At 45.7% G+C, this 19,666-nt stretch carries 19 protein-coding genes and 1 pseudogene; 9 read left to right on the top strand and 11 right to left on the bottom strand.

What is annotated here, in order from left to right; all coding sequences use genetic code 11:
* Window position 1 precedes the first annotated feature (1 nt).
* On the bottom strand, window positions 2-796 hold the full coding sequence (gene recX / locus NSQ83_RS04800; RefSeq protein WP_038428646.1) for a recombination regulator RecX: 795 nt from the start codon (window positions 794-796) through the stop codon (window positions 2-4).
* Window positions 797-884: 88 nt separating this feature from the next.
* On the opposite strand from recX, the gene NSQ83_RS04795 reads away from it, so the two are divergent.
* From NSQ83_RS04795 to NSQ83_RS04785, 3 genes are all read left to right on the top strand, one after another.
* On the top strand, window positions 885-1,796 hold the full coding sequence (locus NSQ83_RS04795) for a TIGR01777 family oxidoreductase (RefSeq protein ID WP_198878901.1): 912 nt from the start codon (window positions 885-887) through the stop codon (window positions 1,794-1,796).
* Between the two features lie 54 nt (window positions 1,797-1,850).
* Window positions 1,851-1,961, top strand: a complete 111-nt coding sequence (locus NSQ83_RS04790) for a YfhE family protein (protein WP_003223230.1) — start codon at window positions 1,851-1,853, stop codon at window positions 1,959-1,961.
* 66 nt (window positions 1,962-2,027) lie between these two features.
* Entirely contained in the window at window positions 2,028-2,219 is a 192-nt protein-coding gene (locus NSQ83_RS04785; RefSeq protein WP_003233561.1) for a YfhD family protein, read from the top strand.
* Window positions 2,220-2,257: 38 nt separating this feature from the next.
* Here NSQ83_RS04785 and NSQ83_RS04780 read toward each other — a convergent pair whose 3' ends face one another.
* The 4 genes from NSQ83_RS04780 to NSQ83_RS04765 form a co-directional block, all read right to left on the bottom strand.
* Window positions 2,258-2,842 carry a nitroreductase gene (locus NSQ83_RS04780; RefSeq protein WP_003243940.1) on the bottom strand — a complete coding sequence of 195 codons (585 nt, stop codon included), beginning with the start codon at window positions 2,840-2,842 and terminating at the stop codon, window positions 2,258-2,260.
* Window positions 2,843-2,929: 87 nt separating this feature from the next.
* Complete coding sequence (locus tag NSQ83_RS04775; RefSeq protein WP_015715533.1) at window positions 2,930-3,811, bottom strand: PhzF family phenazine biosynthesis isomerase; 882 nt, start codon at window positions 3,809-3,811, stop codon at window positions 2,930-2,932.
* A 115-nt stretch (window positions 3,812-3,926) separates the two neighbouring features.
* A complete protein-coding gene (locus NSQ83_RS04770) occupies window positions 3,927-4,958 on the bottom strand; it encodes an iron ABC transporter permease (RefSeq protein ID WP_015715532.1) in 1,032 nt (343 codons plus the stop codon).
* Window positions 4,955-5,956, bottom strand: coding sequence for an iron ABC transporter permease (locus tag NSQ83_RS04765; RefSeq protein WP_003242478.1), 1,002 nt, complete (start codon window positions 5,954-5,956; stop codon window positions 4,955-4,957). The genes NSQ83_RS04770 and NSQ83_RS04765 overlap by 4 nt, the downstream gene beginning before the upstream one ends.
* A gap of 130 nt (window positions 5,957-6,086) precedes the next feature.
* Here NSQ83_RS04765 and NSQ83_RS04760 point away from each other — a divergent pair, with 130 nt between their 5' ends.
* Complete coding sequence (locus NSQ83_RS04760; RefSeq protein ID WP_014476203.1) at window positions 6,087-7,064, top strand: iron-siderophore ABC transporter substrate-binding protein; 978 nt, start codon at window positions 6,087-6,089, stop codon at window positions 7,062-7,064.
* A gap of 18 nt (window positions 7,065-7,082) precedes the next feature.
* On the opposite strand, the gene mprF is transcribed toward NSQ83_RS04760, so the two are convergent.
* Window positions 7,083-9,653, bottom strand: coding sequence for a bifunctional lysylphosphatidylglycerol flippase/synthetase MprF (gene mprF, locus NSQ83_RS04755; protein WP_003242495.1), 2,571 nt, complete (start codon window positions 9,651-9,653; stop codon window positions 7,083-7,085).
* A gap of 171 nt (window positions 9,654-9,824) precedes the next feature.
* On the opposite strand from mprF, the gene NSQ83_RS04750 reads away from it, so the two are divergent.
* Both NSQ83_RS04750 and NSQ83_RS04745 read left to right on the top strand, forming a co-directional pair.
* Complete coding sequence (locus NSQ83_RS04750; protein WP_015252522.1) at window positions 9,825-10,307, top strand: MarR family transcriptional regulator; 483 nt, start codon at window positions 9,825-9,827, stop codon at window positions 10,305-10,307.
* Window positions 10,308-10,417: 110 nt separating this feature from the next.
* Window positions 10,418-11,974 carry an MFS transporter gene (locus tag NSQ83_RS04745; RefSeq protein WP_198878902.1) on the top strand — a complete coding sequence of 519 codons (1,557 nt, stop codon included), beginning with the start codon at window positions 10,418-10,420 and terminating at the stop codon, window positions 11,972-11,974.
* On the opposite strand, the gene bstA is transcribed toward NSQ83_RS04745, so the two are convergent.
* A complete protein-coding gene (gene bstA, locus NSQ83_RS04740; RefSeq protein WP_198878903.1) occupies window positions 11,971-12,507 on the bottom strand; it encodes a bacillithiol transferase BstA in 537 nt (178 codons plus the stop codon). The two genes, NSQ83_RS04745 and bstA, sit on opposite strands and share 4 nt — an antisense overlap.
* Window positions 12,508-12,629: 122 nt before the next feature.
* Here bstA and NSQ83_RS04735 point away from each other — a divergent pair, with 122 nt between their 5' ends.
* Together NSQ83_RS04735 and NSQ83_RS04730 are read left to right on the top strand one after the other, a co-directional pair.
* A complete protein-coding gene (locus NSQ83_RS04735) occupies window positions 12,630-13,883 on the top strand; it encodes an MFS transporter (RefSeq protein ID WP_014479207.1) in 1,254 nt (417 codons plus the stop codon).
* The gene (locus NSQ83_RS04730) at window positions 13,849-14,466 is read left to right on the top strand and encodes a TetR/AcrR family transcriptional regulator (RefSeq protein ID WP_038428640.1); all 618 of its coding nucleotides are present in this window, start codon (window positions 13,849-13,851) and stop codon (window positions 14,464-14,466) included. The genes NSQ83_RS04735 and NSQ83_RS04730 overlap by 35 nt, the downstream gene beginning before the upstream one ends.
* A 35-nt stretch (window positions 14,467-14,501) precedes the next feature.
* Here the strand turns inward: NSQ83_RS04730 and NSQ83_RS04725 are convergent, their stop codons facing one another.
* Both NSQ83_RS04725 and estB read right to left on the bottom strand, forming a co-directional pair.
* Window positions 14,502-15,590, bottom strand: a complete 1,089-nt coding sequence (locus NSQ83_RS04725; RefSeq protein ID WP_198878904.1) for an acyltransferase family protein — start codon at window positions 15,588-15,590, stop codon at window positions 14,502-14,504.
* 188 nt (window positions 15,591-15,778) lie between these two features.
* Window positions 15,779-16,410: pseudogene (gene estB / locus NSQ83_RS04720) on the bottom strand (esterase EstB).
* Between the two features lie 271 nt (window positions 16,411-16,681).
* Here estB and padR point away from each other — a divergent pair.
* Window positions 16,682-17,230, top strand: a complete 549-nt coding sequence (gene padR / locus NSQ83_RS04715; protein WP_003233588.1) for a transcriptional regulator PadR — start codon at window positions 16,682-16,684, stop codon at window positions 17,228-17,230.
* Between the two features lie 72 nt (window positions 17,231-17,302).
* Here padR and lnrN read toward each other — a convergent pair whose 3' ends face one another.
* Both lnrN and lnrM read right to left on the bottom strand, forming a co-directional pair.
* Entirely contained in the window at window positions 17,303-18,460 is a 1,158-nt protein-coding gene (gene lnrN / locus NSQ83_RS04710) for a linearmycin resistance permease LnrN (RefSeq protein ID WP_174223561.1), read from the bottom strand.
* Window positions 18,461-18,473: 13 nt separating this feature from the next.
* Window positions 18,474-19,664: a linearmycin resistance permease LnrM gene (lnrM, locus tag NSQ83_RS04705; protein WP_198878905.1), complete on the bottom strand. Its 1,191-nt coding sequence runs from the start codon at window positions 19,662-19,664 to the stop codon at window positions 18,474-18,476.
* Window positions 19,665-19,666 lie beyond the last annotated feature (2 nt).

Genomic DNA, 19,666 nt, shown 5'->3' with positions numbered 1-19,666 from the left:
TTCAGTACTCCTCTTCCTGCAGTAATTGCTCGATTAAATCGAGTGAGAATCCTTTGCGGAATAAAAATTGTTTGACCTTCATGGCGCTTTCATATGAGCCGTCATAGCGGTATTTTCTAAACGCTTTTTCCGCGTGAAGGCGCAGCGCTTCTTTCTCTGTGTCTTCATCATTTTCATATTCAATCTGATCCATCGCCGCGCTGATAACATCAAATGAGAAGCCCTTGCGCTGAAGCTGCAGCTGGGCGCGCTGTTTAAGTTCTTTCGTCGAAAGTTTTTTATCTTTTTTGAGAAGCTTTTCAACATGCTTGACCGCTTCCCTTGTCTGATCCTCAAAGGAAAAGGAACTTAGCGCCTCCTTAATTGTATCGTCATCAATTCCCTTCGCTCTTAGCTCTCTGAACAAAACATCAGGGCCTTTTCCGTTTGTTTTTTTGTGAGTGCTGACATAGGCTGAGGCAAATTCCTGGTCGTTTAAGTACTTGTAATCGTTAAGCCTATGGATGACTTCCGCAATGACGGGGGGCGAGGTTTCTTTTTTCTTTAAGTGGTCCTCGACCTCTTTCGTCGACCGCATTCGATAGGATAAAAAGTCAAGCGCACGGTTGAAGCCTTTCTTCACTTCATCGCCGTATTGAATCTCAATGATGTCAAGATCATCGAGTTCTTTTCCCTTCTTGAGCTCAAATTTCACGAGCACATCCGCGTCCACGCTGAAGGCGTATTTATCATCCAGAAAAATATTGAAGCGTTCCGTATTCTTTTTTTGCGTTGATATTTTTGTAATAAACGGCATCTTAATCTCCCTTCTCAGGCCTGAAACGCGTTTTCTTTTATTACAATGAGGTAAAGTATATTTATTAGAACGATGAGGAGAGATGTTCATGAATATCGCAATGACGGGCGGAACCGGTTTTCTCGGCCAGCATCTGACAGGCGTTCTTATCCGCCAGGGACACCATGTTTATATTTTATCAAGAAACGCAAGAGAAACTGAACAAAAAAATATGACATATGTGCAATGGCTGACGGAAGGAGCCGCCCCGGAGCAGGAACTTCCTCATATTGATGTCTGGATAAACCTTGCGGGAAAATCGATTTTTGGCCGCTGGACAGAAAAAACGAAGCAGCACATTCTCTCCAGCCGTATCAATGCGACGCGTGAAGTGCAGCGGCTTATTCAGAAACAGAAGGAGAAGCCGAAGACATTGATCCAAGCCAGTGCCGTGGGTATTTACGGGACAAGCCTTGAGAAAACTTTCACAGAGGATTCTGCAACGTCAGATGAGGATTTTCTCAGCCATACTGCACACCTGTGGGAAAAGGAAGGACAGAATATTGAAGCGATGGGCATCCGGACGGTTTATGCAAGATTTGGCGTGATGCTTGGAGAAAGAGGTGCTCTACCGCTTATGGTTCTCCCCTATAAGTTTCTGGCCGGCGGAACGATCGGAACGGGAAGGCAGTGGCTGTCATGGATTCATGTCGAGGATGCGGCCCAGATGATCCGATATGCGGTGGAAAATGCCGGCATCTCAGGCCCAATGAATGTCACCGCGCCCAATCCTGTGGACATGAAGCAATTCGGAAAAGCGATTGCACGGGTGAAGCACCGCCCGCACTGGCTCCCCGTCCCGGAATTCTTTTTATCAAAAGCATTGGGTGAAATGAGTCTTTTGATTGTGAAAGGACAGCGCGCTCTTCCTAAAAAAGCGATAACCTCTGGATTTCGTTTTACATATTCGGATCTTGAATTTGCACTCTCACAGCTGATAGCGGACCGAAAGACTGTATAAAAACAGCAGGAAGCGTCAACCTTAAGAATAACATGGTTGAAGGAGGTCCTTTTTATGGAAAAAAAGAGGGAGAAGCATCAGCAAGGCGCCAACCTTAAAAAAATGCAGGAAGTTCTTTATTCAGGCGAATTTAAAAAAGCGGAAAAAGCTGCTAAGCGGAAGTAGGAATACATAACCCCTTAAAACCAAATACTATATTTGTTTGATATCACTTTTTAGGGGGAATTTGATATGGGCAGAAATCATATCCACAAAAACCGTGATAAAAACAAACAAAAGCTTCCACAAGTTCCCGATGCATTAAAAAGGGAAACTGACGGCGTTTACGAAGAATATTCAACCGAGCTTGCTGATGCAGATGATCGCGAAGCGCAAGAGCGTGCGAAAGCAGCCGACAACAGAGCGAAAAAGAAATCTCGTTAATGAAAAACCCCTTGTCTCCGTTTGAGACAAGGGGCTTTTTACATTTCAGTGAACCGGTCGCGGATCGGTGTGCGTTTTTTCACTTCCGGCGCCTCGTCAGGATAACCTGTTTGTATGATGGCGGCGAAACGCTCATTATCCTGCAAACCAAAGGCCTGATGGACTTCTTTGTCATAAAGGATTTTTCCGCTTTTCCAAACCATGCCGATTCCTTTTTCCCAAGCAAGAAGCTGAAGATTTTGAATCAACGAGCTTGTTGCCGCAAAATCGTCGTCCCGCGCTCTTTCGTTTTCATCTTCCTGAAACACGACGAGGAGAAATCCCGGAACGCGCCCAAGTGTGTTTTTGAAATTTTGAAGCTTTTCCTCTGTCATATCCGGCTTGGATTTCTTAGAAAACGCTGCAAATGTATTGATGAGGTTCGCTTTACCTGTCTCACTGGAAACGTAAATAAATCTCCATGGCTCTGTCACTCTGTGATTTGGCGCATATTTTGCCGTTTCTAGCATGTCAAGAATGACTGCTGAAGGTACTGGCTCTTGTTTAAACTTTCGAATCGATCTTCTGCTGCGTATGATGTCACGCAGTACTGAATGCTGATGTATTTGTTCGGTTTGAGGCATACCGTCTCACCTTCCTATGCAATTGAAAATGATTATCATTTCATAATGATAACGGAAAGTGCATCTTTTTGTAAACCACCATCCGTATTAGATTTTAAGAATACGGGTTTCTGAGTAAACGGCTGTTCCTGTCATGTTCACTTTCACATGGCCGCCGGCTTCGTTCATTTCGATCTCCACTTTTCCGTCTTTTCCAATTTCCTGCCCTTGTTCAATGATAAATTTATGCTGCTTGGCATTGCCATATTGTTTCATATAGGCCCCCATCACGCCGGAAGCTGTGCCGGTCACGGGGTCTTCAATCGTTCCCGAATACGGGGATGAAAAGTGGCGTCCGTGCAGGTCGCTGTCGGGATGAACGGTTTCAAAGGTAAACGGATGGACTGAAGCTTTTGGCAGATCAATTAACACTTCCGGAAATTGTTTGTTATCTGGCACCATTTTTTTGGAAGCCTCCAATGATTTAAGCGGAACGATGGCTGTCCATATGCCAGTGCTGCCAAACACAATCGGAAGGTCTTCATGAAAATCCTCTTCGGTGATACCCAGTGCGTCCGCAAGTTTTTTCCGATCGCCTGTAAATGGTTTGAATTGCGGAGAGGCCTGTTCAAGCGTGATATGAATACGGCCATCTTTTTCAGAAATCTTCACAGGCAGGATACCCGCTTTCGTTTGGATACTGTACGTTTTACCGCTCTCCAGCATTCCTTTCTCACATAATGCGTAAAGAGAAGCAACTGTCGCATGACCGCACAAATTCATTTCGTGTCCAGGGGTAAAGTAACGGAGTTCAAGATCGGCCGACTCGCTTTTTCGGATAAAGGAGGTTTCTGAATACCCAGCACGCTCAGCTATGATCTGCATCTCGTCTTCCGTATAATCGTCTCCCTGCAAAACGACGCCTGCGGGGTTTCCTTTGCCGGGACTGCTTGTAAATGCTTCATATTTTAATACCTCTGCTTCTTTCATTCATCTGCCGCCCTTTCTTTATCAATGTCTCTGTCAGTATAGCAAAAATAATTACGAATCTTCAGTCATTATCAAAAAAACCCATTTTCTTTTTTTAAGAAAATGGGTGTAACGATTAAGAATTTCTTGTTTTATAGAGCAAATAAATAAAATAAGGTGCGCCGATAGCCGCTGTAAAGACGCCGGCCGGCACTTCCACCGGAGCAAATAAGGTTCTGCCGACGATATCAGCTGTTAAAACGAGCAGAGCTCCAATAAGTGCCGACGCTGGGAGCAGCGCGCCATAAGATGAGCCGACAAGCCGTCTTGCAATATGGGGCGCCATCAGCCCGACAAAACCGATTGTGCCGGCAACTGAAACTGCACAACCAGTAAGAGCCGTGCTCAAAAGTAGCAAGAAAAAACGATTTCGCTGCACAGCGCTTCCTGCACCCGCCGCAATATCTTCACCCAGCACCTGTATATTCATATTTTTTAGCGCGACAAAACAAATGAATAAGAGAATGACAGATAAGATAATAGCTATTTTTACATGCTGCCAGTTTGACCCATAAACTGACCCAGTGATATACACATTGGCTTGTGATGCCCGGTAAATCGGACCTTTGATCATCAACAGGGTAGTCATCGCCTGCGCCGACATTGAAAATCCGATTCCGATAAGCACCAGCCGAAATGTGGAGGCACCATTTTTGTATGCCAGTAAATAGACGATGAGCCCGACAGCCGATGCGCCGATAAATGCGGCTGCTGGAAGCCATGACAGACTGATCGTAAGTGAACTGCTGCGGTCTGAGAAGAACATCATTAAAAGCACGACCGCTACCGCCGCTCCTCCTGTTATTCCGATAATATCCGGAGATGCGAGAGGGTTTCTGACGAGCCCCTGCAATATCGCGCCTGCCGCTGCCAAGCAGACACCGGCGCATAAAGCCGTCAAAATTCTTGGCATGCGGAACGACATGATCATCAGTTCATCCAGCTTGGAACCTGCACCAAAGAATGTTTTTGCTACATCCCAGGGAGGAATAAACCTTTGTCCGAGACCTGCGCTTATGATGAGTACAGCAGCTGTTAGCCCCAGTAAAATTAAAAAGACGATACATGCTTTCTTTTCAGCCGCAGTAACGCCAAAACGAAGTTTCATAGCTTCGCCCCCCTTCTTGCGATGTACACAAACACAGGCATTCCGATGATGGCGGTCATGACCCCGACAGGAACTTCCTGAGGCATAATGATATATCGCGCACCGATATCCGCGCAAACAAGCAAAATGGCACCCAAAACAGCGGAAAATGGCAGAACCCAGCGATAATCATTACCAACGACAAAGCGGGCAAAATGCGGAATAATGATGCCGATAAAAGAAATCGGCCCGGCAATGGCGACAGCGGACCCTGCAAGCATGACAACACAAAGCGCCATCACAAATTTCAGCAGGCCTGTTTTTTGGCCGAGTCCTTTTGCCACATCTTCTCCCATAACGAGGAGATTAATTTTTTGGCCGAGAAAGAAGCAGATTACCAGCGCTGCCGCTGCATATGGAAACATCGTCATCAACAGATCCAGACTCCGGCCCTGCACAGAGCCAGTCAGCCAAAAAAGCACCTGGGCAAGCTCGAGTTCGTTGACAGACAGCAAGCCCTGTGTCAGAGAAGAAAACATGGCTGCCATGGCAGCTCCCGCCAGCGTCAGTTTGATTGGCGTCAGCCCTTCCCTCCCAAGCGAGCCTGCTGCATAGACGATCGCGGCGGTAAATGCTGCCCCCAGAAACGAGCTCCATACTAATGCCTGAGGTGACTGAATATGCAGAAAAAACGATCCGGCAACAATAAAAAAACCTGCACCGGCGTTAATCCCGAAAATCCCCGGTGACGCAAGCGGATTTTTTGTGAGCGCCTGCATGAGAGCGCCCGCGGCTGCAAGCGAGGCGCCGACGACTGTCGCAACCAAAGCGCGCGGAAGCCTGACATCCTTGATGATGACATGCTCATTTGTTCCATTGAAGGAAGTAAACGCCTGATAGACCTGTCTCCATGACGTACCTGTATAGCCATACACGACGCTTGCGCAGACAGCCGTCAGTAAAATGAAAATCAGACATACTAACACAATCCATTTTGAAGATGCCTTTTTGCAGATCATGATCTAATTCTCCTAGTTATTTACTATGTAATGTTTGTTTTTGAGAATAATCCTCAATTAGGGATTGACACTCTTAACACTGCTTATTATGATCTAAATGATAATGAATTTCAATATTGGGAGGAAAAAGATGAAAAAGCATATCAGCATGCTATTCGTATTTTTAATGGCCGTTATGGTACTTTCTGCCTGTAATAGTTCAGAAAGTTCAAGCAACAGCGAGGGGTCAAGCAGCAAAACAAGAACGGTCAAACATGCAATGGGGACATCAGACAACATCCCCGCCAATCCAAAACGGATTGTTGTTTTAACTAATGAAGGAACAGAGGCGCTCTTAGCGCTTGGCATTAAGCCGGTCGGAGCCGTAAAGTCATGGAAGGGCGACCCGTGGTATGACTATCTGAAAGATGACATGAAAGGTGTTAAAAACGTCGGTCTTGAAACGGAACCGAATGTGGAAGCCATCGCAGAATTAAAGCCTGATTTGATTATTGGAAACAAAGTGCGCCAGGAAAAAATTTATGATCAGTTAAATGCGATTGCGCCGACTGTTTTTGCTGAATCTTTGGCCGGGAACTGGAAGGATAACCTGACTCTATACGCCAACGCGGTGAATAAGGCGGACAAAGGCAAGGAAGTCATTGCCGATTTTGATAAACGTGTTTCTGATTTAAAAAACAAGCTGGGCGACCAGACAAACAAAACCGTTTCAGTCGTACGCTTTTTATCCGGTGAATCAAGAATCTATTATACCGATTCATTCTCAGGGATTATTTTAGACCAGCTTGGCTTCAAACGCCCTGAAAAACAAGTAGAACTGTTCAAGAAACAAAAGGACCAATTTACGTTCTCAACTGACAGTAAAGAATCTATTCCTGATATGGATGCTGATGTGCTGTTTTATTTCACTTATAAAGCCGATAATGCAAAGGAAAATGAAAAATGGGCCAATCAGTGGACAAGCAGTTCACTATGGAAAAACCTAAAGGCCGTGAAATCAGGTAATGCGCATGAAGTCGATGACGTCGTATGGACAACCGCAGGCGGAATTAAAGCCGCAAACTACCTGCTTGATGATATTGAAACCTACTTCTTAAAAACGAAATAAAAAAAAGACTCCGTCTTATTAGACGGAGTCTTTTTTGCTTTTGCCAATCAGACGTGTAACGAGGAACATGGTGACAGAAAGAGATCTGTTTTTCCGATACGCTAAGTATTTCCCTCGCCACTCCGGTTTGTATTTTTCTTTAAAGGCTCTTAGGCCGCTGAAGCTGTACATGTATCTGACATTATTAAAAATGACAGCGGCAAACCTTTCGGACCAGAAGGATGTAAAGGCAGTGCCGACATTAGCCAAGGGTGCCATCCCCATATTAAATGACGTGCAGCCCTCTTCCTTTGCCCATAAAAACATACGGATAAACAATGCGTCCATAATGCCATTTGGAGCGTCGCCGCGATAGCGCATTAGGTCAACCGATATCTCTCCCTCCTGGTACATCGGCATGACATTTGCGAATGCAACGATCTCTCCCTCTGCATTTTTCATATAGGCGATCGGCGCTTTCTGTAAATAAGAAGGATCAAAAAATCCGAGCGAGAATCCCTTCTCCTTTTTCGAGCCGAGCCATTCGTCTGAGATTTGCTTCAGCTCCTCCAAAAACGCATCAGAAAATGGGGGATGATCCACATGGAAAGTATACTCCTCCCGCTCAAAGCGGTTATTGATTGCCCGAAGGCCGGCTTTTTTCTTCCCAGTCAAGGTGAATGTATTTAAATCTACATATGCTTCCTCGCCAAGTTTAAAGAAGTTGTAGCCAAAATCGTGATACAGCGCCATGTCCTCTCGTTCAATTTGATAGAACAAAACACTGAATCCCTTCTGATGCGCTTCGTTCAGAAATTCTTCCAGCACGAGCGGGAATGATTCTCTTTGGCCAGACGGATCGCCGAGCACGACCAGCCTTCTGGCGATTTTCCCGAATAGAAGCAGTGCATTCCCATCACTGGAAAAATAAAACCGCTTATCTCCAAGAAAACCGAGATGGCTCAGCGCGTTGCCGCCTTTTTCATTGAGAAACGCAGCAAGACGCTCAGGGTCAGCTTTCTCTCCGATCGGTTTCGTTCTCTTATGATAGACCACTGTAAATATCAAGAAGAACAGCGGCACAATAATGATCGCCATGATGGTTGCATGTGTAATATGCGAGGTGCTGTGGACGAAATATTCGTGACGCAGCACCTTCTTCATCCGGTCCCAAATAAAGCCCGCGATCAGATTGTAGTTAAAGAGCGCCACAGTAAACAGCGCCACAGCGAATATCAATTGTCCCAGTGTATAGGATGCCTGTTCGCGGACAAATTGTTTTTTCAATAACACAAGCAATACGATAATCATCGGCAGTACGAATATCGCGCTGATGTTAAGCCCTTTTAAAAAGCTGAACACAAAGCCGCCGACAAGCGCTGTAATGGCCATCGTATAGGAACGTTTTGTCCGTTTATAAAGCTCGATCGGCAAAATTAGCAGAATGAGCGCTGAGCTTAAGGACAGGCCGTTGAACAGCAAAAGCGCCGGGCGCGGAATGTGCGGTATAACCGTCAGCCTGTCAATCGGCAAGGAAACTGAGGCCAAGACAATCAGACCTGCTACGAACACAATAAGGGAAAGCGAGCCTTGCAAAATTCTCACTAATACCGCACGCTGAACAACAAGCAGAACGTTTGTCGTCTCAATTGCCGGTGCGATGCGCGGGTTCGTTTCGAGCCGCTTCATTGTATTTTCCGTCAGGTCGCCTGCGGCAAAGAACAGTCCCAAGATAAATGGGATAAATGAATAGGCGAGCCTGTACAACACAATAGAAGTAACGATGGCCTCCTGATGATAGCCAAGCTGCTCCATCCCCAGCAAAAATAAAAGGTCAAACGAGCCGAAGCCGCCCGGCACGAGGCTGATCATTCCTCCGATCGCCGCAATGACGAACACCCCGAACACATACCTGATATCTGCATGAATGCCCATAGCGAACAAAGCAAAATAGATGACGGTCCCGGCCATGAGCCATTCAACAACTGAAGCTCCAATATATGCGAAAATCGGATTTTTCACTTTATCCGCATTCTCTTCGTCCCCAGCTTTGCGGTCTTTTATTTTGGACACCGCCAAAGACAGCGGCAATATCAGCGCAAAACCGATAACGACCGCCCATAGCCAAGGCTTTTCATGAATCACTTCATCCACTGGCAGCACTCTCGCAGCGACGAAAATGCTGAAAACAGATAATCCGAGCAGCATAGATGATGTGAGCCAGGCGATTCCTTTCACGAGTGCCTTATGGTCTTTCGTATGCTCCTTATAGAACATCATTCTTAACCCGACTCCGGCTAAACCGCCGAATCCCAACACATTATTAAATGAATTGGCGATCCAGGAAACCCTGAATACTTTTCCGTTTGTGATCGATAGGCGCAGTGAGTATTTCAGGACGTAATCATACAGCGACATGGCCGCAACAGCCAGCAAGCCGATCAACACAAGCATGAATAAGTCCGTTCGTTCCAGTCCGTTGATGACCATGAGCGTACGTTTGAATGACAGATTTGTCAGTTCTTTTTTCGATTGATAAATAACAAATAGCAAAACAGCAATAGGAAAAACGATTTTTAATATTGATAAAGCATTCTTTTTAATCAGCAATGGTCTCTCCAATCATATTCTAGTTCGATCCTCTCCCCCAATAATCTCCAACTCATTATACACTACCGTTATTTTTCGGACAAAGTCCCGCATGCGGTTTCTGCTCACTTTCTTTCAGGAGTGAAAATCGAGTAATATGGTAAGAGGAGTGAATGATGAGGAAGTGATGAAATGGAATATAATTTACACGATACAACAGTATTAAACGAAAACATTCTTTCATCGGAGGAACGGGAAATATGGGTGCTCTATATGAAAGTCTTAACTTCCGCCGGACTCGGTGATGTGTCCGAGTGGATGAAGCTGGATATGAGCATGCCGCAAATGAAAGTGCTGATGCTATTAAACAACCATGGAACATTGAAAGTGAGCGACATTGCTGAAAAAATGGGGGCTTCCCTATCCAATACAACTGGGCTGCTTGACCGGCTTGAAAAATCAGGATTTGTCAAACGCTCACATTCTGAAGAGGACCGCCGCTCTGTAGTTGTTCAGTTGACAGAAAATGCGAAAAAGATTTTCCGGGGTTTGTATGAAAAAGGCCACCTGAAATTGAAGCGTTCATTAGAGCTGCTGTCCCCTGAAGAAAAGCAGGCTGTTTCCGAAGGGCTGTCTATCCTTTCAAGAGCATTAGAGAATGCGAAAAAAGAATAAATCTGTAAGTCTGTCATCCGCAAACTGCGGGAGCAGGCTTTTTTTATTTGACATTTAGTTCATTTAAAATGAATAATATATTTCAAGTGAACTAAAAGGAGTTGACGAAAATGTCTGAAGCATTAACAGAGCAGAAAAGCCAAAAGTGGGCAATCAGCCTGTTTACGATTGGCGTGTTTATGGCTGCTTTAGATAACGGAATTATTTCGGCTGCTTTAACAACGATAAACGAGTCGTTTGCCGTTTCTCCTTCCTGGGGATCATGGGGCATCACCCTTTATACGCTCGGTCTTAGCGTCAGTGTGCCAATCGTCGGAAAGCTTTCCGACCGCTACGGCAGAAAAAAACTCTTTCTCATTGAGGTTTGCCTGTTCGGACTTGGTTCTTTGCTTGTTGCTTTGAGCCAAAGCTTCCCGCTCTTTCTGATATCGCGGCTGATTCAGGCGCTTGGAGGCGGCGGGATTTTCATCATCGGCAGCTCTCACATTCTCGCGACCCTCCCAAAGGAAAAACAAGGGAAGGCGCTTGGGCTGCTTGGCGCAATGAACGGGATGGCCGCTGTGCTCGGGCCAAATATCGGAAGCTTTCTGCTTGATTGGACCGGGTCTTGGCATTGGCTGTTTTTGATTAATTTGCCGATTGCCGTGCTATTGGTTGTTTTCGGCGCATGTTTTATCGCGGAAACAAAAGCACCTGAGGCTAAGCGCCTCGATGCGGCCGGAATCTTCCTTTTGTCCCTGTCGATTTTAGCTGTGATGTACGGCATGACCAATCTTGACGGGGCAAATCTCTTACACAGCTTGGGGAATCCGGAGGTTTATGGATGTATTATTTTTGGCATACTCTGTTTTGCAGCGCTTATCTCGTATGAAAAGAGAGTTGAAATGCGAGGAGGCGATCCCATTTTGGCGTATTCTCTGCTGCGAAACCATATGTTTCAGCGCACGCTTATCATCGGTTTGTTATCCGGGGGGCTCTTGGCGGCAGTCATTTTTATCCCGTCATATGTCGAACAGTATTTGGGTGTCCCTGCCGCAAAAGCAGGCTATTGGATGACACCGCTTGCGTTGGCTTCCGGAATCGGCGCTTGGCTTGGCGGAGCGCTTACCGACAAAAAAGGTCCTGTAAAAACCGTTATTCTTTCGGGAATCATCTCATGTGCGGGGTTTGCTTTATTTCCGCTCTGGGTGACGGAAAAATGGGAGTTTGTGATCGCAAGTGTGACAGCTGGGATCGGTTTTGGCTTTCTGTTAGGCGCTCCGCTGAACGTCCTTGTATCAGAAGCGGCAAAAACAAATAAGGGTACAGCTCTTGGCACGCTTTCATTAGTAAGGCAAATTGGACTGACCTTGGCGCCTACTCTTTATGCAGGTTTTATCACAGCCGGGTTTGACCAAATAGGTGATGAGATCAACAGCCGCTTATCGGACAGCGGATATTCAGAAAAGGCGATGCAGATGATTCCGGAGATCGACAGTTCTGATGTTTCTTCTTTACAAGAACAAATCGAACGCATTCCCGTTCCTGAAGTCAAAACCGCGATAAGCGACGCCATTCATGCGAGTGTCGCCAGCGGCTATGATCAGTTATATGCAGCGGCTGCTGTGATCTCACTTCTGGTGATTGCTGCTATCAGTATTCCGGCTTTCCGCCGGCAAAAGCGTTAAGACCACCCCATCCGTCTGGAAAGCTCCGTAATATGAGCGATATGATGATGTGAGTGCCAGACATACAGGCCGAGCGCGTTCTCCAGGGTAATGATCTCCTTTGTATCAGGGTGATAAAATCCGCGCTTAAATTGCTGATCCGTCAGAGTGCGGAGCAGAGCCGTCCATCTTCCGTGAAGCTCCTGCAAAAGCGCGAGTGAGCCGCTCGGATCTGCCGTTTTCGAGTCTTTTAGCTCCGACCATGCTTTTTCATCATACGGACGAATAGCCGGTGTCTCTTCCGTCAAGCTCAATTTAAAACGAATATAGCTGTTCATATGACTGTCAGCCAGATGATGAATAACTTGCCGAACGGTCCATCCACCGTCCCGGTACGGTGTGTCAAGCTGGCTGTCCGTCATGACCTCTACAGCTTGCTTCAATTTTGCCGGCACTTCTTCAAGTACTTGAATCCATTTATCTTTTTGCTCCTTCGATATGGATTCCCTCGGCTTGTATTCTCCTATTGGGTAGCTTAGATTGACTGATGTCATGAATGTTCTCCCTTCTATTCAATCTTCTCCTTTATTTTACAATAAAAAGATTGTGTATTGTGTCTTTTTCCCATACAATAAAAACGACACTAGTGTCATTTTAATAATCAGGAGGATGAATCATGGAAAAACCGTTGTTTCGCAATCAAAAAGGACTGATGACACTGTTAGCCTCGCAAACCATTTCTTCACTTGGAGACTGGCTTCACATTTTGGCCGTGCTAACATTAGCCGCTTTTCAGCTTCATGCTTCTCCATTAGATATGTCGCTTTTAATGATGTCGTTTGCTTTGCCTGTCATTGTACTCGGACCTGTATCGGGTCTGCTTGCCGACCGTTTTGACAGAAAAACGATCATGTTTCTGTCTGAAATCGGACGTGCCCTCACCGTTATCAGCTGCGTTTATGTCAGTGAGCTTTGGCAGCTTTACGTATTGCTATGCCTTCAGAGCTGTTTTTCTTCACTTTTTTCACCTGCTAAAAACGGAAAGCTTAAGGAATTGGCTCCGGAAGCACACATTCAGCAGGCTGTTTCCGCCAGCAGCATCATTGATAACAGTGCAAAAATCTTCGGCCCTGCCCTTGGCGGCATGCTGATCGCTGCTGTCTCTATACATTCTGTTTTCTATATTAACGCCGGCGCCTTTCTTCTTTCCGCTGTCATTTTGTTTTTCCTCCCCAAAGATGCTTTTTTACAAAAAGCCAATACACCTCAAGAAAAAACATCAGCACTTGCTTCTATTAAAGAAGGCCTTCAGTATTTGAAACGGATGCCGCTTCTTTTAATAGGCTTACTCACAGCTTGCGTCGTTCTCTTTGTTTTGCAGATTGGTGATTCCCAGGCTATCATTCTTATCCGTTCTTTTTCAGGCGCTCCGCCTGAGCTTGCAGGCTGGTGCATGGCCGTCAGCGGAGCCGGCATGCTCCTTACGGCGGCAATTGCCGGCAGACGGCGAATCACCTCTTATTTTCTTTATTTCTCAGCTGGGACCTTTCTGCTTGGACTAGCAACTGGAGGCGTGCCATTTCTGAGCGGAATGGGAATTGCCGGCATTGCTCTTTTTATTTTCGCTTTTTTCATCATGGGAGCGGCTTTTGGTCTGGTCCATATTCCATTTCAAATTCTCGTGCAAACAACAGTGCCGGTTGATTACAGCGGCAGGGTGTTTGGCGCCATTCAGAGCGCGACAACCCTCGCCTCCATCCTCGGCATGGCGGGCGGAGGCATGCTGGCGGAATGGATCGGTGTTTCACTTGCTTTTCTTGTCTGTGGCTGCTTGCTGATCTTGATTGGGTTGATTACACTTGTAGGTAAGAAAGTTTCAGAAAGCAGGCGATATCTTGTCACCAAAAGTAACAAAGGAGCACAAGGATAAACGACAGGCAAAGATTTTAGAGGCTGCCAAAACGGTTTTTAAACGTAAAGGATTCGAATTAACGACGATGAAGGACGTTGTAGAAGAGTCAGGTTTCAGCCGGGGCGGTGTCTATCTTTATTTTTCAAGCACTGAGGAGATGTTTCGCCGCATTATTGAAACAGGGCTGGATGAAGGACTCCGAAAGCTTGATAAATCAGCTGAACACCAAAGTGTTTGGTCCGCCATTTCAATCTATTTGGATGAACTGTCTGAGGGCCTGCGTGATGTAGCAGATACGCTGGCGCCGGTGCAATTTGAATATTTAGTGACAGCTTGGCGGAATGAGGAACGTAGGCAGTATTTGGAGAAAAGGTATGATCTTTTTGTGGAAAGATTTTCAAAGCTATTGCAAAAAGGGATCGATCAGGGAGAGTTTCAGCCGCTTCAGCCTCTTGCGACTATCGCCAAGTTTTTCCTCAATATGAATGACGGCATCATTCAAAACGCCCTGTATTTCGATGAAGAAAAAGCTGATGTATCTGGACTTGCTGAGTCTGCAAAACTATATTTAAAAACAGTTCTGCAAGCGGATGAGAAGTAAAGAAACGCGGCAGGAGCCCCCCTGCCGCTTGTTTTTCACCCTGCGTGATCACGCACTTCGACTGTTACCTTCTTCTGTTTTGGCTGATAAATTTTCCCCACAAATAAATACCCATATTTGAACTTATTCAGTGCCCACGAGGTCAGAATCGGGCCGGCTGTACACACGGCAAACAGCAGGAGAACAGCCGGTACGGCAGGAATTTCGGGCATATTCAAAAGCAACACGTAGCCTATAATCATAAAATAGGCATGAAGCAGATAAATCGAAAAGGAATAGTTGCTGATAAACATCATGATTTTCGGCACATGCTTCATTTTGGAAAACAAGTGAAAACACAGGAAAATCATGCTTGTTGAATACAGCATGATATCAGGCCGCTTCGAGCTGATCATGCCGATTTCACCGACATAAGAAACAGTGACAACCAGCGCCCCAGAAGCAATTGCGGCGCCGTACACCACCCAGCGGTATTGGTTCAGCAGCGCTAAAAAACGCTTGTATTCTTTTCCGCAATAGTAGGCTAGACAAAAGTAGAAAAGCCAGCCTGCGAACGGAACCCAGAAGAACGGAAATGCCCCGCCCTCTTCAGAAGCAGGAGCCGGGCTGGCTGCGGAGAAATAGCCTAAATAAGCGGCTGTCACCACAAATGAGATAGACAGCACCCATTTCGGCGATGCTTTTTTCAAGTACTCATGAAACATCATATGCAGCATGTAAAATTGAAAGATGACGAGAATGAAGTATCCGATAAAGTTTCCTAAGAAAACGTTCGCCAGATAATTTTGCACAAACGCGAGAAAGGTTACCTCTCCCCCCATCGCACTGGTCATCAGCAGCGCATCGATGGCCGCGATAAATAAAAAAGGAACAAAAATCACTTTTCCCCGCTTCTTTAAAAAACCGTCAGGCACCCCATCAGGATAAGAACGGGCCAGTAAAAATTCAGAGATGAAAATAAAAGCGGGCGTGCTGAACATCAGGAGTGTGCGGAAAGAATCAACAGTGTGAGAAATATCTGCAAGAGCTTCTGCCTGAAGCATCAGGACCATTGAAATGATATGGAGCAAGACGACACTTAAGCACGAAATGCAGCGGATCATAAAAATTTCTTTAATTTGCATAACAGCGCTCCTTTTATTTCAAATTGATAGAAATCGATGGTTGTACCTTAACATGTCCGCTCTATTTGAAAAAGTGCCTGATGTCATAAATTGACGTATGCATGATAGACTAAGGTCATAAGACCCTATGGCTTTCTCAGACGAAAAAACCCACTGTAACGGAGGCAGCAGGTTGTTTTTTGAAGATATTAATTTGTATTGAGGCCTCCGCCATTCAGCCCTTCTTTGATATAGCCGTTCACTTGGCTATTAGAAAGCAAGCCAATATGACCGATGCCATAAAGCTGGATGTTTCGCGCTCCTTGTAACCGAGACAAGCTATTGATGACAATTTGATCATTGAGACTGTAAATAGATGTATAGAGGATCTTTTGATTAGGGTCTGTGCCCGGTAGCGCCGTTGATGATACTAAACCATTAGCCCCTCCAAGCGTTACGACATTTTGAATCTTATTGCCTCCGCCTAAATATTTAATATAGTACAGCGTATTGGCGCCTCCCATACTATGAGCCACAATATCTACTTTTTTGCCCCCGTCTCTTTTAAAACACGGTCAACATATGAAGCAAGCTGCGGGCCGTTATTTAGGTTGTTTCCTGTTTTATCATAAAAATCAATTGCGTATAGTTTGTTGCTTTGCCAGCCTTGAGAAATTAAGTAGTTTTTAATAGCGAAAAAGTTGTATGATGCACCACTTATTCCATGAACAAGAACGACAGGATTATGTACTGATTCAGCTTTTGCGCCAGACGACGGAGCGGCTAAAACAGATAGAATCAGCGATAAACAAATAATGAATGCCATAAGTACTTTTTTCACGTTTATTCCCCCTTAAAATGTTTATACCACCAATTTCCTATTATACATAAAAAATCAATATGGTTAATATTTTTTCTGAAAATTAAATTTAAATCTCTTTTATATGACGGAGATAAATCGGATACCTTCTGACAAACCTTTTATCTTCATTTCCAAAGAGCCCGGTTGTGTTCCCTTCCTCCCTTTTCTATAATAAGGGGAATAGGCAGTTAGAATCACAGTTGAGCACCGGCTCATCTGTTTTGCGAAACAGCCAGACACGGAGGATAGCATGAGAGTATTAAAATACGCCATATTAGGGCTTTTGCGAAAAGGCGAATTGAGTGGATACGATATTACGAGTTATTTTAAAGAGGAGCTCGGCCAGTTTTGGAGCGCCAAGCACAGCCAGATTTACCCTGAGCTCAAAAAGCTGACGGATGAAGGATTTATCACGTTTCGGACAACGATTCAGGGCACAAAGCTGGAGAAAAAGATGTACACCCTGACAGACAGCGGAAAGCAGGAACTGCATGACTGGCTGATCCGCCACCAGCCGATACCCGAGACGGTGAAGGATGAATTTATGCTGAAGGCTTATTTCATTTCTTGTCTATCGCGCCAGGAGGCTTCTGATTTGTTCAAAGACCAGCTGCAAAAACGACAAGCCAAGCTTTCTGACTTACAGGGAAGCTATGAAAAGCTTATGGCTTCAGCAGAGCCGATGTCATTTTCTTCACCGGACTTCGGCCACTATCTTGTGCTAACGAAAGCGCTGGAGCGGGAGAAAAATTACGTTTCTTGGCTGGAATCAATTTTAGCTATGATAGATAAGGATTAACCGCAGTTCAGGCTACACCCATACGAATGTACCCACATGCAAAAAAACATCTGCCTAAACGGCAGATGTTTTTTAGGCTCGGAGCGCCTTAAGCCCCGCTGCGAAAGTGATTGCTGCAAAAGCAAGCAAGATGCCGCAGATTCCGAGAATATCTGTGACGCGGGCACCGTTAGCGATAATCTCCGTCAGCCCGCTCATCGCCCACTTTTGCGGAAGAAATTCAGCGATGGATTGCATAAATTTCGGTTCAATGTCGATCGGCCAATACATCCCGCTCACCATACATGTTGCGATGACGAACAAGTTGCCGAACGCAAGCTGCTGTTCTGGCGTTCTGACATTGGCCGCAATCATCAATCCAATGCCGACAACGGTCAATAGAAAAAGCGACACCAACACCATAACCGCAGCCGGATTCCCCCAGTTGATGCCAAACAGCCAATGGGTTGCGAGAAGCAATATGCCAAATTGAATCCAGCCAATGACAAAGAAGGACAGCACATACCCAGCACCGATTTCGGCTCGGCTGACAGAGGCTGTAAGCAATCTGGACCATACGCCGTTTTTTCTTGCTTCTAAAATGGTTCCAGCCGCTCCCATCATGGTCAGCATGACAAACAGGATGGAAAAACCTGCTGCTCTGGAGGCTGTGTCACTTGCTTCCGCACCCTCTTTTTTATCACTGAGCGTCTGTCGTTTTACAGCCGGAACTGTATCTTCATGTTTTTTGGCGAAAACGGTTTTATACGCAGCCTTCCAGTTCTCTCCCGCTGTCTGCGATGCCGTTTTTGCCGCGGTCACCTGAATATTGAGCGTTGCCAATGTGCTTTCTGCATATTGTTTGACCATCGGCGCTTCCGCCAGCTCAGGGCCGTGACGGAAAATCAGCTCAGGATGTTTGCCTTTTTCCAGCTGTGTCTGGAACGAGCGGGAAATGACGATGATCCCGGCAATTTTCTTTTGTTTCAGCTTTTCTGACGCTTTGTTTTCAGGCACGTTTTCGAATGTATACATATCATCGTGTGCCTTCAGCTGCCGAATATAATGCTGTGAGAGAATCGTATCGTCCTGATCAACGATTGCAAGCCGCACCTTATCATCATTGCCGCCGAGCATACTCCCAAATACAAAGGTAAGCAAAAGCGGGGCAGCAAACATGATCAAATAGTTCTGTGGCTTCTTAAAAATGAGAGAAAGCTCAATGCCGCAAATGGCTATGATTTTTTTCACCTTTTGTACCTCCTTATCTTGTATGAAGCCGTCTGATACCAATTACAAGTGAACAAAGACCGATCGCCGCAAAAAGAAGCACAGGCTTTTGAAGGTCAGCCCAGCCTCCCCCTTCCATTAAAGAAAGAAAGCCGTCAAGCGCCCAGCGATTTGGCACCGCTTTGGATACAGACTGCAAGACGTCCGGAAATTGGTACAGCGGCAGCATGGACCCGCCGAGAACCGCAAGCAATTGAATGCCGAAGCCGCCTATCGAGTCTGCAGATTTCATATCGCTGATGCACGACGCAAGCAGCATTGAAATACCAGATACAGCTGCGGCGTAAGAAAGCCCGAGTACACTCACAAACAGCAGATTACCGCCCCAGTCCACACCAAATACATTGATTGTGACGATCAGAAATATGAAAAATTGTATGATGGCAAACAGATACGTCCCAAGCCATTTTCCGAAGAGAATGACGGATTTTTGCGCAGGCGTCATCAGCATTCTGGCAAGCGTCTCCGTATCCTTTTCCTGTAAAAACGATTTCGCCCCGACTGTGATATGAAACAGCATAAACATGCAAAGCATTGCCGCCGAATAGTATTGAAAACTGGTAACGGCTTTGCTGCCGACAGATTTTTCCGCAATAGTCAGCTTGTCACCTGTTTCTTTTTCTAACGTCTTTGCCAGCTTTTCTGCAAACTGTGCAGGGTCAAGTTTTCCTTGCTGTACAGCTTCCGTTTTGCTGATGTAGTCCATTGAGGCTGACGCGGCTTCCTTTACCGCTTTATATTGCTCTATAAAAGAGCTGGCAGCTGTTTCGATGATGGAACTTTTCAATGTTTGATCAGGTGCGGCATAAACAACAGCTGAGGTTTTGCCGGCTTCCCAATGGTTCGGGATGACGATGCCTACATCGATTTTCTTTTCATCAATCAGCTTCTTCATCTTGTCTTCGCTGCCGGCTTTTGTGGCCTTTATCGACTTCATTTTTTTGAGAACATCTTTTGTAAACATGTTCGCTGCATCTGACTGGTCTGATTGACTGTAGCCGACTTTGATGTCATCAATCCGGCTGCCTCCGTCAACAACTGATCCGAGCGCCGCCCCTAAAATACATGTTAGGATGAGCGGCATTAGGATAAGCAGCATAAACCCTTTTCTGTCCGTGATTCTGATTTTGACATCTTTCCAGGCGATCCATATTCTTTTTTTCATAG

The organism is Bacillus sp. PS217 (genome assembly GCF_037963535.1).
GTDB lineage: Bacteria > Bacillota > Bacilli > Bacillales > Bacillaceae > Bacillus > Bacillus subtilis.
The sequence above is the reverse complement of the archived record's forward strand: the minus strand, read 5'-3'. Positions and strand labels throughout refer to the sequence as shown.